Genomic DNA, 13,589 nt, shown 5'->3' with positions numbered 1-13,589 from the left:
ATGATATCTTTAGGCTAGAAATGAAACGTTATTGTCGAAGGTCATAGCCTAAAATTAGAAAGGAATGCAAACCTATGAAACAATTAAGCGAAGCTCTGGCCTGTTTTGTACAACAACAAAACTTATATAATGATGCCTACGGGCTGTTCCAAAACCACGACATCCAGCCCCGGACGGAAAACCTAACAGATTGCTGGGACAGACGGATTCCCGTATCCCCTGAGCTTGAGTACCTGTATAGCCATTATGAAATGATCGATGCTAAGGCAGCGGGAACACACAAATTAAAAAATGCAGCAGTTGAAATCGGGGATGCCGCGGTTCTCTTTTTTGCCGCACCAGAACATCTGTATCGCCAACAGCTGGGCTATCGCTGGATTACATCTGGTGAGCTTGTCCAAGAATCTTCTTCGTGGCCGCCCCATCATGTCGTAATTGCCACTTTTAATGACGATCCAGTCATTGTCGATACTAGCGCACTCGGTTCCCCTGTATATGCTGCTTTTGAAGGTGGGGCAACGCAGCAGGTTGCCGACTCTTTAGCTAACTTCTTTACGGCTCTTTCCATCCTGATCGAAGGTGCCTGTACCTTTAAGGGAGAATTGAAAGATGAGGACACATACGAAACCAAAGCAGAATATATCGAGCACGTAAAACCATTGCTGCATCCGCTGTTGAGCGAAAATCAAACCACGTATTTAATGGAATACCTATCCCTTTGTTAGAAATCCTTTTTTTGAAGAGAGGTGGAGCTTATATGATCTATATCGCATTACTGCGGGGCATCAACGTTGGCGGCAACAACAAGATCGAGATGAAGAAGCTCAAGCAAACGTTTGAAAATGCAGGTATGGGGCATGTGACGACTTACATTAATTCTGGAAACATTATTTTTTCTAGTCAGACCCAGTCTAACCAGGAGCTTTCACTCATATTGGAACAGGCGATTCTGGAGGATTTTAGCTTACCCATCCGCGTCATCGTCCGAAACATGAAAGAGATTCAGAGCATTATGGAGGCACTGCCGAATGAATGGTCTAATGATACACAGATGAAAAGTGATGTATTGTTCCTGTGGGATGAAATTAACGATATTTCCGTTCTGGACAAGCTACCTTTGAAACCGGGAATTGGGCATGTAATATATACGAACGGGGCCGTTCTGTTTTCTGTCAGCAAAGAACAAGTCACAAAAAGCGGGTTAACGAAATTAGTCGGCTCCAAGCTGTATCAGCAAATGACGGTGCGGAATGTGAACACAACACGACAGATCTATAAGCTCATGCAAATGGCTGAACAGGAAGAGCTACGGGATACGAGTTCCTGACAATAGTCCAAAAGCAACGTTGGAAGGGTAAACTCAAAAAGGGAGCCTTTTTACGGCTCCCCAACTGTTTTTCTTTGATGTAATGTTTTCCCTAGTCTTTACGATGGGCCTCGTTAAATTTTAAAGCCTTCGACCAGTTCATTCAGTCGGGCCGCGCTTTCCTTCACCTGATCAGACTGGTGTGCCACTTCAAGAGATTTCTCCGTCGATGAAACCATATTCTCTGCAATGTGCTGAGTGGATATAGCGGACTGTTCGCTGGCTGTTGCAATCTCATGAATCGCTCTCACCATGGTTTGGATGGTTGCATTCACCTGCTTAGAGGTGGCGTTCAAATCATTGACCGTGTTTGTGTGTTCAACTGCATCCATGTAATATTGTCCTACTGTATCCTCAAGCAGCTGATAATCCTTGCCTACCTGTGCTTGCAGGAAGTGCAGTAATTCTTCGGCATTAGTAGTTAAATTCTCTACAGATTGCACAACTTCTTGAGTAACACTCTGAATTTGGTCTACCGCGTGTTTGGAGCCGTCTGCCAACTTGCGAATCTCGTTAGCCACAACCGCAAACCCTCGACCTGACTCACCCGCACGAGCCGCTTCAATGGATGCATTTAGAGCCAGCAAATTGGTTTGTGCCGTAATTTCTAAGATAGACTGAGAAAGTAAACGAATTTGGTCTACGGCCTTGGCTCGTTCTAGCGCTTCCTTCATCTTTTCATTGGCCTTCCGGTAAATTTCCTTGGCCGCTTTATTGGATTCACTAGCCGCATGCTTCAATGTTTCGGCTTTTACACTTGTATCATTGGCAGACTGAGCTCTTTCTTGAGTTTTGACCGAGATGTACTCCGCTGCCCGCTGCATTTCTTCCGCAGAATGATTCATGTTTTCGGTGTATGCCGAAGTCTCTTCCATAGCTGCTGACAGCTGTTCGACCGTGGCAGATACATCTCTAATCCGCTCATTGAGATCTGTCATATTATGATTCGTCTGGTCACTCAGTTGGTTAATTTGGCGTGACTCATTGATAACCCCCGTTATGACCATTGAGGTTGAATCTGTCATTTGTTGAATGGCACGAGCAATGACAGCGATCTCATTATTTCCTTTGAGCAAGGCAGGATCAAGTGCTGCCGTTAAATTTCCTTGGGTAATCTCCTCACAGTATTTCGTAATTGTACTCATCCGGAAACGGATATTTCGAATGGCCGCAAAGGAGATGGTGATAAGAATAGCCAGCACAAGGGCCAGAACCGTGATCAAAACAATTGTACGCATTTTAATCTCATTTTGCGTATTTTGATATAAGTTGGCGGATTGCTCATTGTTATAATCTGAAATCGTAGTCAGCATCGTAACAATTGCCGTACTGGATTTATTAATCCGGCCTCTCTCTTCCGTGTCATACGTTCCGCTATTTTTTTTGACTGCCATGATTTGCTCAATATCCTGATAATATGTGTCTATACTCCCCCGTAGTTCCTCGTACAATTTCTGTTCCTTAGCATCCAAATTCCTTTGTGAGAATTCATTTAGTCCGGTTGTAACGCTATCTTTTCCTTTCTGCACCTGCTTATACTGTTTATCTGTGTACTCCTTATTGTCGAGTATTTTTGTATAATTAGCCCGCATATTATAGAAATCACTTTTGACTTCAAGAATATTCGTTTGGTGTTGAAAGCGATCCACATACAAAATACCTTGACCCTCTTTAGCTTGATACATACCGATAACCCCTACCAACGATACAATGAGTAAACCTACTAAGCTGATTACAATCATGGAGATCATCGTTGTCGTAACCTTTAAATCTCTAAAACCTTTTCCTTTTTTAGTCCTGTCTGATTGCTTGTTACTCATCCAAACCCCTCCAGATCGTCTATGGATAATAGTTCACGCTGCTCTCAACTTTCACGAGTTTCCAGTCGGTCTCCTTGACATTGCCCTCCAAACAACAAAATGAAGCAGATCACAGAACGTGATGATATATATATCTATATATCGGTAGAAAGCGCTTAAATTTATAAGTAAACTAACGGTACTGCAAAAATAAGAATATTATAGTAGGCAACTTCATATTTGGACTTGCTATGTAACTCAAAATTTTAGATATTCATGGGCTTAAAGAATTTGCTAAACTAGAAGAGGAGTCCTTACACGAAGTGGGGCACATATAAACAACAAACGCTGAATGATGGGAGAGAAAGTATTGTGACAAACATACAAAATAAAAAACAAGTATATATAATCCACGGATACACAGCTTCGCCAGCCGATCATTGGTTCCCTTGGTTACAAGACAAATTACAGGAAGATGGAGTATCGGTAGGTATACTGGAGATGCCCAACTCGCAATCCCCCAAACTTAATGAGTGGATCGAGCATCTATTACAAAATATTAAAGTTCTACATAAAGACACCTATTTTATTGGTCATAGCTTGGGATGTGTATCCATATTAAGATACCTACAGCAAGTAAGTATCCCAGAACCACTTGGTGGTCTCGTTTTCGTTTCCGGTTTTACTGATCCAGTGCCGAGTCTACCGTCATTAGATGAATTTACCAATGGCCATTTGGATTATCAGCAAATCATGGATTCGCTAAAAGCGCGTTCAGTTATCGCTTCAAAGGATGACACAATTGTGCCCTTTGCACTCAGTAAGAAACTAGCTGAAGACATCCAAGCCGATTTCCATGAAGTAGACCATGGAGGACACTTTTTACAAAGTGACGGTTTTACCACCTTACCGATGGTACATCAAGTGTTAATTGAAATGATGAATGCAAATAAGTAGCATGACAGGCTTAGTTTGAAAACTTACATAACCCGCAAAATGGAACCGGCGAAGGGTTCATTATTGCGGGTTATGTAATCACTTCTGGAATACGTACGTCTTAACAAGGAGTCGCTCCACAGATGTACTTATAGTCAATACATCAATACAATGCCCATTTTTCCGTACACAGCTCTATAAATGAATGGGCAACCTGTTCACATTCGTCATATCCCAAACTACCAGAATGAGCAAAAAGAACGGGATACTCATTGTTTCTTTTTTCCTCTCTCATATCAAACATATAGTGGTTTCCGCACCCATCCATCGCAAACGACACAGCACCCGGCATATATTCCGGTAACTCGTAGGCAAGGTTCATTTCTCTCAAATCTTTGGTATTGAAAAACTGAAAATAACGTTCTCCATTTTGAAACTCCCCGCCGTTAGAGTATCTCAAAAAATCCATATAGCTGTCAGGAAATTGCCCTTGGGGCAGATGCCAGCTCACAGGATCTAAAGGTTTATATTGATCATAGAATGGAGACGACTTTGGAAAAGGGTTCACTTGTCTTTGCTTGATTTCGTGAATCTCTTGTTCCGATAGCTTTATGTTCCATGTTTTCAAAAAATTTGCGATTTGTTCATCCGTTGCTTCCAGACTTTTTACAAACTGCTGTTCAAAGTGAATACTCCACATATCGGCCAACCTCCATACCTCGATGCCTCTAAGAGTTGTTATTTCTACCGAGCAAGCTATTCCTTATCCACTACCACCTGCCATGCTTTTGTAATATCTATAGGCGACTTGCTGCTGGTCTCCCCTCCACCTTCCTGGGTCCATAGCGGCGGATAATAAGCAAATATCTCTCCGTGCTGAAGTTGCTCCATATCCTCCTGCCAACCGTTCCAGCGGAATGTCTGGTAGAACAAGTCCAAATCTCCCTCAGCCAGCCAGCTCAAGAAACCGGAATAGGCCAGCTCTGTGGATTCCCATTCCAATGCATCTGGTGCAAAATAGTAGATATGACCGCTACGTCCGAATTTCCCTGTATCCAATCCAAAAAATCCACCTGCTGCATCATAAGCCACAATCAGCATCCCCTCAAGTGCAGGAACACTTTCTGGCTCCTGAAGCCCGTTCCATGAGGTCAAGCTACCAAAAATTCCAGAGCCACCCGCACCCAGCAAGGTGATCCAACCGTAATCAAACACAATTCCTCCTGTCTCATAGGCAACTGTTCCCAAATACGACTTCGTACTCACCTGCAAACGGTACAGCGTGTCCCCCGTAGCGGATTCCGATTCGGCCGATACAATGTGATGTGAATTCCGGCCTTCTTTCAGAATATTTCTGACCTCTTCCCATGCATGGTTATCCTTATCCACCAGTTCATCAACCGTTAAAGTATGCATGTTCATTCCCCTTCCCGCATATCCTAAAATTCCCTTTCAACCTGCGAACTGATTTTTGAAAACCTGCGTTTGATCTAAAATCACCCACTGGTTCACTTCGTCGTATCCTTTTACAATGGCCGTGACCTCATGCTTCGGATACATCCACTCGGATGGTGTCTTTTCCTCATATGTACGAGTGTCTGACAATCCGACCGCATGATGCTGGAAAATATGAATAAGCGTACCGTGTGGGAAAAATGCTTCAATATAACCCTTTACCTTAGTCCCAACGGGCAGTGCATTTTTGATTTGATGCCATTCCTTGTTGAAGGTGTGAAGATAATTGGACCAGATTTCTTCAAACTCTTTTTTTTGTAATTTGCGTATAATAGGGCTCTGTATCATCAATCGCTTTCTCAGCTAATAAGAAATGATACTGCTCGTGCTTGCGATTAGAGGCGATATACGTGCCATCATCCTGGATGACAATTTGTCGATAGGCTATTCCATCCGAATCTATTTCAAAATACCAGGTTCCCATGCCTGGTTCCGGACAATCTTTAAGATATTTCATTGGCCCCTCCTATTAAAAAATCAAATCCGTTTTCATCATTTTTTCCCGCCATAGATTCTTATCAAATATGCGAGATATTCCGAACGTGTCAGTCCTCCCGTTTGACGGTTGAACTCATCATACGAAATGTCTTCCAGGAATCCGAATTCGGCCAGTGCTTTTCGACGCTCATCCTGATATAACGGATTATCCAGCATTTTGTACCACTCCCGCTCTTCCCAGGAGCCAAAACAGTCGGCAACGACACTTGAATACACACCGTTATTTAAAAATTTTCGTGAAGACTTGAACACTGTCTCCCCTTCCGGTTTGGAAACCGTGCCCGTTCCCCAGGACAGACTATATGTTCTTTCTTTTCTACTATCCGTACTACAGCCATAGCCGATGGGGAACACAATATCCTCTTCCACTAATAGCTTATGCCCTACCCGCTCATAGGCACCCCGCATAAAGGAATCATCCATAACAATCCAGGTCGTTTCGGATAATGGGGCGGCTGTGATAGATTCCAAAGCTGTTGAACGGTCACGACTCGTAAACAAATACGGACGCACGAATAAAGGCATGGTCATGACACTGTTCCAAATGCTCTCCTCTGCAAACAACTGATTCTTTTGCATTTGGCGCAGATCTCCAATGACCAGTACATATCCATCTGTGAAAAGGTCTATTTCCACGCGAAAGATGTCTCCCGGGACCGTTTTATAACGCTGGTTTTTCATAAGCTTCAGTCGGTGCAATCTGCGATCGTAATCCTTGGGCACAAGTGACGGATATTGCTGAAGCCAATCGATGATCTCTTCTTTACTATGTAAATGCTCACATCCCGTAATAGGGAGTTTCACACCCGTTTTGCTATTCACAGCAGTAACATAACTAAGAGGACGATCCCTTCGAATGCCTGTTGAAAAGGTTATGCCTTCTGCCTTGATGCTCGAAACACTTGTGTAATTCAGCTTTTTCTCTTTGCCACGAGCCGTTTTAGGCAAAACAAATGCCCGGTCACGCGTAAGAATCTCTACATCGGTTTCTCCATAAGTATCCTCAGTGGAAGAAATTCGCTTGCGAATGACATCCCCATCCATACAAATAAAGTATCCTTCTTTAATTTCTACCACGTCCCAATGCTCTTCCAGCGTCTCCAGCCCGAAGTACGGTCGTAACGCGTTCGTTAGCCAACGATTCATCTGCTCCTCCTGTTCAGAGTACATCTCAATGGACTCAGGCTCAATTTTTCCAGAGACTATAACATAACGTGGCATTTAGCTCGTTTATTCATACACTGTTCCAGCTTGAACCAACTCTTCCTGAATCCAGCTACTGCTGGTAGAAAGCTGGAGCAAGTCGGCAGCGATCTGTTTGACCTGCTCTTGCAACACGTGTGACTGATCCGTTCCTTCCAGAAAGCGACTCAAAAAATGAAGAAATACGTCTACCTTCCTAAGCAGCATCAAAATAGGCAAAGCATCAATCTCGGTGTGGCTTAAATGAACCTGGCGGCTGAAGCCTCGGCAAAAATCCCGAACTGCTGTCGTCTCCTCCGGTTGTCCCAAAAATCCAGATAAGATGACCGCCGGCTCCATGACCCGAACGTCTAGCGTACAAAATTCAAAATCAAGCAGTGCAGTTACTAGACTATGATCCGAATCCTTTACTAACAAATTGGAAGCGTTCAAGTCTCCATGTACAAGCTGATGCGGCAACTCTTCTAATGCATGAAGCGAATCTGTAATCTCTTCATAAGCTGCTCCTATTAACCGCAGCTCTTCATGCAAATCCTTTAGAGGCTCAGGCGGATGTAAACAAAAGCCTTGAACCGTTTCCCGGTTACACAATGGATAGGATTGCTGCAAAGCATAATACGGTCGATAGACTGGAGTCATATCAAGATTGAATGTCGCAAGCACAGCAGATAATTCCCCCGTAGTCTCGCCCAAAGAATAGGCAAAGCTCGAATCCTGCTCCAGGGGTGATATGCCTTCTATGTATTTGAACAGACACACATATTTGCCGCTTTCCTTCTCCAGTTGAGCAAGCGTCTCTCCCGTGACCGTTGGAATAGGCTGGGGTATCCTGAATGATAGAGAATGCTTACTCAGCTCCTGCAAAACCGCATGCTCAAATTCAATTTTATCCCGATCCCTGTGTGTATCGTAGACGCGCAGCACCCCGCTTCGTCCACCACTCTTAACAAAATACGTCGTATTATTCCAACCCCCGGTTCGTCTCTGCAACGTTCCGTTCCACTCCGGCCAGTGCCGTCTTAGTATTGCTTCCAAGGATGTATCCTCCCTTTTGCCGGAGACAAAGGTATCCCGCAGCCTATCCATTCATCAGCCTTGAGCTTATGAATTTGCAGATATTATAACATAGGACGCCCAATAGAATTGGACGTCCTTGTATATCGTTTATTTCCTCAGATGCTTGTTTCGAATATTTTGCGGGGTGGCACCATACGCTGTTTTAAACTTTTTATAGAAGAAACTCATGCTGTTATACCCTACCTGCTTAAATATCATTTCAAACGGCAGGTTGGTATTCACTACCAAAGAATAGGCTGCATTGAGTTTAATGTTGGCAATAAGCTGAGTGTAAGTAAGACCGGTTACTTTTTTCAACTTATTACTTAAATACGTACTATTGTAATTAAAATGGTTAGATAATTGCTGTAGGCTTAAATGCTGATAATGCTCTTCCATGTAATTCAGAATAGAGGTAATATTATTTTCCTGCTGGTTTAAGTGAATATTATGCTCGCTTTCCAATACACGGACCAATTCTCCAAATACAATTTGCAAATAAGCCTTCACCAATTCCATCGAATCCTCTTGTCTGGAATAATATTCGATTAAGATCCTACGCAGTATATATTGAAGGTTTTCATTATGCTGCGACTCAAAAATAATAAAGTGATTATGGTGCTGATGCTGGAGGACAGAGTTGGCTAGAAATTCGCCAATCAGGCTTTTTTTCTTAGATAGCCGCTGCAGGAATAGGGATGAAATTGTTTCTCTTTGTAGCAAGATATTAATAAGTATATCGTCTTCTCCCAAAGGAGCGATGCTGTGAGGCACATCCTTATCCAGGACACATACTTGGCCTTCACAAAGCTGAATTTCTTTGCCTGCTATCATTTGATTGCACTTACCTGAGTAAACATAGTTTAATTCAATAAATTCATGCATGTGCTCCAACATCGGAGCAAATCTATTGTGCTTGCTAATATAAATATCATGTTCTCCGAAGAAAAATAAAGCGGGCATTCGATACATTTTCTGATTCAAATCAAAAAATCGCTCATTTTCCGAATCCTTGGAGAGATCATTAATCACCTGATTGTTTTGCTGTTGTAAAAGTTCAATTTCCGTTTTGTTTCTCAGCAACTGATCCAACTCATGAAGGTTCATAAACACTGACTCCTCCTTCAGACTCCCCATTAACTGTGGACTGCCGCTTGAGTTTTGCTTCCCTTTCCTCTAATAGCGATTCCCAGACAAAGGAGTGCTGCAATCGTAAATACAATCCCAGAAACAAGGAAGGAAAATGAAGCCGTTTCATTTCCAGACAACACGCCAACTAACTTGATCACATAAGGCGAAGCAAACGCTCCCAAATTGGACCCTACCATCGCAATGGAAATGGATAAAGTTTCACTGCCTTTAGGTACGATTTTAGTTAGTATGGTAAAAATATAAGGAATAAACAGCGCAAAACTAAAGCCAATGATCAACATGGCAACGGTAACCATGGTAACATTCTGAGCAAACCATAGTAGTACAAAACCAGTTGCTGTTAATAGACTGGAGATAAAGGGAGCGTAATTTCTAAACCATTTATAGATTCTACCAAACAGGAAGCCTGCAATCATGGTGGACAAGGAAAACAGCGTTAACGCAGTGCCTAAAAAACCAGCATTGGGCATACTCTTTTCAGCAATCATAATGCCTGTTTTGGTATATACAATCATGATAAAAGTCATAAACAGAAAAAGTGCAGCCCCTAATCCAAGTACAGGTATGGATATTCCCCCGTTCTTGTGACCCTTTTCTGTCGAACTCTCTACTGTAGGCTCCCCGCGCTCTGGTTCGGGAATGATCAGAAAGAATAATAGCGCAATAGGAATGGTGATTCCATAGCATAAAAAAGCGAACTGCCAGTTGATTAGGGCGAGCTGTCCTGCCACAAAGGTAGCCAAGCTGCTTCCGAGTCCTTGAACGGCGCTTTGAAAGCCTACTAATTGAGCACGTTCATCCCCTTCAAAAAAATCACTAATTAAACTGACGGCCAGCGAATTGAACATCCCGAGACCTGCACCTAGTACCAAACGCAGCGCAAGAATCCATGTAATATTCGTCGTGAACATGGGAAGTATTCCGCCGATGACTACGAGCAAAAGCCCTAGCAGGACTGTATTTTTTTTACCCAATCGGGAAGAAATAGGGCCACTCAACAGCACAAACAGCATCATCGAGAAAGATGGAATCGTGACTACGCTTTCAATCAGCGAACTGGAGACGCCTGATAATTGGTTCAGCATCATTGGTATGACAGCCGAAATGGCACTCGCTGACGTCAGGACTAAGGAAATGGATAGCAACGCCGTTTTAAACAAAACTTTGTTCTTTATATTCATTAAGCTCTCACCTCTAGTCTATGTTATTTAGCCTCTAGTTGCATCTGTACTGGAACGTATACTGTCCTGAACCGACCGTAAACGTCATTTTATGATCTCCGCTCTTTTGGAAAATCGCCTGTTCCCCTGTAGAACCTAATTTCCCGGCCAGCTCCTGTGGCACATCACCAGGAGGATACTGAATCGACGGATATTGCATAGCAATGGTCTGCTGTAGTGCATCCGGTTCCATAACGCCCGGAAGTGTAATCTCAGCCGTCGTATTATGTGGCACGCGAACCGTCATCTTCATTTCTTTATTCACGATTTCCCATTGGACTTCAAGCGTGCCATATGGCGTCTCCAGCTTGCCATGGGCCGAAGTAAGATTGGCAGGCGGTTTAGGAGCTAAACGTGATTTTTTATAGCCCGCTTCAAGCACATCAATTCCGGCAATATTTTGGTACATAAAGTCTCCTACTGAACCGTACGAATAGTGATTGAACGAGTTCATATCGGTGCTCCAGAATGAGCCGTCCACTTTAATGCTATCCCAATGCTCCCACATGGTCGTTGCTCCCCGTTCCACCTGATAGAGCCATGAAGGATAATCATTTTGAAATAAAATGTTATAAGCAACATCCGTATAGCCATGGTCGGATAAAACCAGACATAGATAGGGGGTGCCCACAAAGCCAGTATCTAGATGCATATCATTTTTTTCTATGAGCCGTACGAGCTCCTGGATCACATGCTGTTTATACTTTTCTGGCACCAATCCGAAGTGCAAAGCCACAACCTGTGCAGTCTGGGTATTGGAGGTCAATTTGCCCGCGTCATCGAAGTAGCGGTTCGCAAAAGCCGTTTTAATCCCCACATGTAAGCTTTTATATGTGTTGTAATCGGTATAACGATTCAGCAGTTTGGCCGTCTGTGCCAAAATATGAGTCGAATATGCAAAATAAGCAGTGGCCACCAGCGTCCCATCCGTCGCCCCAAAATAGCTTCCTTCCTCGCTATCCAGCGCCAGCCAGTCTCCCAGCTGCAAACCGGTATCCCAAAGACACTCTTCGTCCCCTTGGGCGCGAATATAATCCACCCATGCTTTCATACTGTCATACTGCTGCACTAAGATTTGCTTATCCCCATAGCATTGATATAGGGTCCACGGACATATAACCGCCGCATCTCCCCATGCTGCCGTCGTTTTGTCCATATTGTCTGCAAAGGTTCCTTTGAGGACATCGGGCACTACAAAAGGCACGGCCCCATTCTCCAGCTGGTTATAAGCCAAATCTTTCAGCCACTTTCGGAAGAAGGAAGCACTATTCATATTGAAGCTGGCCGTTCTGGCAAAAATCTGTGCATCGCCGGTCCAGCCTAATCGCTCATCACGCTGTGGACAATCGGTCGGCACATCCAGGAAGTTCCCCTTTTGCCCCCACACAATATTGTGCTGGAGTTGATTCAGCTTTGAATCGGATGTCTCGAACAAGCCAATTGTCTCCATGTCTGAATGCAAAACAACGCCTGTAAAATCTTCAATGGCTACGCCAGCCGGAAAGCCCTCAAGCTTCACATATTGGAAACCCTGAAAAGTAAAATGCGGCCTAAATATCTCCGTCCCCTTGCCGCTGCAAATGTACGTAATCTGCTGCGCTGCATCACGAATGTTATCCCGGTAAAAGTTCCCTTGCTGATCCAGCACTTCACCATGAACCAGATTCAGAACCGTACCTTCGGGGGCTTCAACTTTAAATTCCAGCCAACCTACCATATTTTGACCCAAGTTAAGCACCAGCTCATCTTTAGGAGTTCGAATGAGTTCAACAGGCTTCAACCGATTCATCACACGGACAGGCTCGTTCTCCTGAGCAACCAGATGACTTAACGGAAACGGGACGACCTGCATCATTTTCCGTTCGGTTAAGGAGCAATGCTCGCCTTCCTGCTGCTCCAGTCGAGCATCATAGATTTCGCCGTTATAAATATCTGACATCAAGATGGCACAGCTCGTTTCCTCCCAGGAAGAATCAGAGCAAATGAGTTCTGAACGGCCATCTTCATAGCTAATCTTCATTTGAAATAGCAAAGCATTTGTGTTCCCATAGGTATCTTTGCGCTTTTGCCAGCCTAGATAGCCGCTGTACCAGCCTTCTCCCACCGTGGCTGTGATTCGATTATGTTGTTCTCGAACGGTAGAAGTCACATCATAGGCTTGCACCTGGACACGATCGTTATAATCTGTCCATCCCGGGGTAAAGTAGGCATCGCCCACCCTTTGTCCATTGAACTCCAGTTCATACAGACCAAGGCTTGTAGCATAAATGACTGCTTTTTTCACTTTTCCCTCAACCGAAAAATATTTGGAAGCGGCAAAAGGAGCTCTTGTCTCAAACTGTTCATGGATGCTCCGCTCCTTCACTGTGATCCATTGTGCTTTCCAGTCCTGCTCATGGAGCAGCCCCATCTCCCAAAAGCCGGACTCACTCCATTCCGATTCTTCCGGTTCTGTGTCACCCGCTCCCTGAGCCCATACTTTTACCCGATAATAATATCTTTGTCCTGATTCCAGCGGGGGGCCTTCATAGGGAAACAAAATGGATTGATCCGAATAGGTAAAATGATTCCAGATCAGCGGTTCAAAAGTGGGATGAACGGATACTTGCAATTGAAACCGTTTTTGAGAAACATACATTTTTTCAGATTCGATCTGCCAACTTAACCGCGGTTTTAGACAACCCAATCCAATCGGATTATTTAAATGTTCGCATCTAAGCGCTTTCACTTTTAGCATTCTTATGTCCTCCCTGAGGTCTTCTTTTGTGTTTCTATATTCAAATTAAAACGCTTCCATTGATTGTGCGCAATGTTGTATCCCTGCATGTTATATGCTTGATTTAC

The 13,589-nt window shown here is 43.7% G+C and carries 13 protein-coding genes; 3 read left to right on the top strand and 10 right to left on the bottom strand.

Going from position 1 to position 13,589, the window contains the following annotated elements; all coding sequences use genetic code 11:
* The first annotated feature begins 74 nt into the window (after nucleotides 1-74).
* On the top strand, nucleotides 75-725 hold the full coding sequence (locus C1T21_RS20200; RefSeq protein ID WP_103049503.1) for a hypothetical protein: 651 nt from the start codon (nucleotides 75-77) through the stop codon (nucleotides 723-725).
* A gap of 32 nt (nucleotides 726-757) precedes the next feature.
* Nucleotides 758-1,327 carry a DUF1697 domain-containing protein gene (locus C1T21_RS20195; RefSeq protein WP_103049502.1) on the top strand — a complete coding sequence of 190 codons (570 nt, stop codon included), beginning with the start codon at nucleotides 758-760 and terminating at the stop codon, nucleotides 1,325-1,327.
* A 113-nt stretch (nucleotides 1,328-1,440) separates the two neighbouring features.
* Here the strand turns inward: C1T21_RS20195 and C1T21_RS20190 are convergent, their stop codons facing one another.
* Nucleotides 1,441-3,186 carry a methyl-accepting chemotaxis protein gene (locus C1T21_RS20190; RefSeq protein WP_103049501.1) on the bottom strand — a complete coding sequence of 582 codons (1,746 nt, stop codon included), beginning with the start codon at nucleotides 3,184-3,186 and terminating at the stop codon, nucleotides 1,441-1,443.
* 351 nt (nucleotides 3,187-3,537) lie between these two features.
* Here C1T21_RS20190 and C1T21_RS20185 point away from each other — a divergent pair, with 351 nt between their 5' ends.
* The gene (locus tag C1T21_RS20185) at nucleotides 3,538-4,122 is read left to right on the top strand and encodes an RBBP9/YdeN family alpha/beta hydrolase (RefSeq protein WP_061829653.1); all 585 of its coding nucleotides are present in this window, start codon (nucleotides 3,538-3,540) and stop codon (nucleotides 4,120-4,122) included.
* A 142-nt stretch (nucleotides 4,123-4,264) separates the two neighbouring features.
* Here C1T21_RS20185 and C1T21_RS20180 read toward each other — a convergent pair whose 3' ends face one another.
* From C1T21_RS20180 to C1T21_RS20145, 9 genes are all read right to left on the bottom strand, one after another.
* Nucleotides 4,265-4,801, bottom strand: coding sequence for an SMI1/KNR4 family protein (locus C1T21_RS20180; RefSeq protein ID WP_103049500.1), 537 nt, complete (start codon nucleotides 4,799-4,801; stop codon nucleotides 4,265-4,267).
* Nucleotides 4,802-4,857: 56 nt separating this feature from the next.
* Nucleotides 4,858-5,517, bottom strand: coding sequence for a DUF2625 domain-containing protein (locus C1T21_RS20175; protein ID WP_103049499.1), 660 nt, complete (start codon nucleotides 5,515-5,517; stop codon nucleotides 4,858-4,860).
* A 36-nt stretch (nucleotides 5,518-5,553) separates the two neighbouring features.
* Nucleotides 5,554-5,904 (bottom strand): hypothetical protein, encoded by a 351-nt coding sequence (locus C1T21_RS20170; protein WP_258012565.1) that lies wholly within the window; start codon nucleotides 5,902-5,904, stop codon nucleotides 5,554-5,556.
* Nucleotides 5,858-6,073: a hypothetical protein gene (locus C1T21_RS28155; RefSeq protein WP_258012564.1), complete on the bottom strand. Its 216-nt coding sequence runs from the start codon at nucleotides 6,071-6,073 to the stop codon at nucleotides 5,858-5,860. The genes C1T21_RS20170 and C1T21_RS28155 overlap by 47 nt, the downstream gene beginning before the upstream one ends.
* A gap of 35 nt (nucleotides 6,074-6,108) precedes the next feature.
* A complete protein-coding gene (locus C1T21_RS20165) occupies nucleotides 6,109-7,260 on the bottom strand; it encodes an immunity 26/phosphotriesterase HocA family protein (RefSeq protein ID WP_103049498.1) in 1,152 nt (383 codons plus the stop codon).
* Nucleotides 7,261-7,344: 84 nt separating this feature from the next.
* Nucleotides 7,345-8,352 (bottom strand): phosphotransferase enzyme family protein, encoded by a 1,008-nt coding sequence (locus C1T21_RS20160; RefSeq protein ID WP_103049497.1) that lies wholly within the window; start codon nucleotides 8,350-8,352, stop codon nucleotides 7,345-7,347.
* 129 nt (nucleotides 8,353-8,481) lie between these two features.
* The gene (locus C1T21_RS20155) at nucleotides 8,482-9,480 is read right to left on the bottom strand and encodes an AraC family transcriptional regulator (RefSeq protein ID WP_103049496.1); all 999 of its coding nucleotides are present in this window, start codon (nucleotides 9,478-9,480) and stop codon (nucleotides 8,482-8,484) included.
* 29 nt (nucleotides 9,481-9,509) lie between these two features.
* Entirely contained in the window at nucleotides 9,510-10,706 is a 1,197-nt protein-coding gene (locus tag C1T21_RS20150; RefSeq protein WP_103049495.1) for an MFS transporter, read from the bottom strand.
* A gap of 34 nt (nucleotides 10,707-10,740) precedes the next feature.
* The gene (locus C1T21_RS20145) at nucleotides 10,741-13,482 is read right to left on the bottom strand and encodes an alpha-L-rhamnosidase (RefSeq protein WP_103049494.1); all 2,742 of its coding nucleotides are present in this window, start codon (nucleotides 13,480-13,482) and stop codon (nucleotides 10,741-10,743) included.
* Nucleotides 13,483-13,589: the final 107 nt, after the last annotated feature.

It is taken from the genome of Paenibacillus sp. F4, from assembly GCF_002894905.1.
Classification (GTDB): Bacteria; Bacillota; Bacilli; order Paenibacillales; family Paenibacillaceae; genus Paenibacillus; species Paenibacillus polymyxa_B.
The sequence above is the reverse complement of the archived record's forward strand: the minus strand, read 5'-3'. Positions and strand labels throughout refer to the sequence as shown.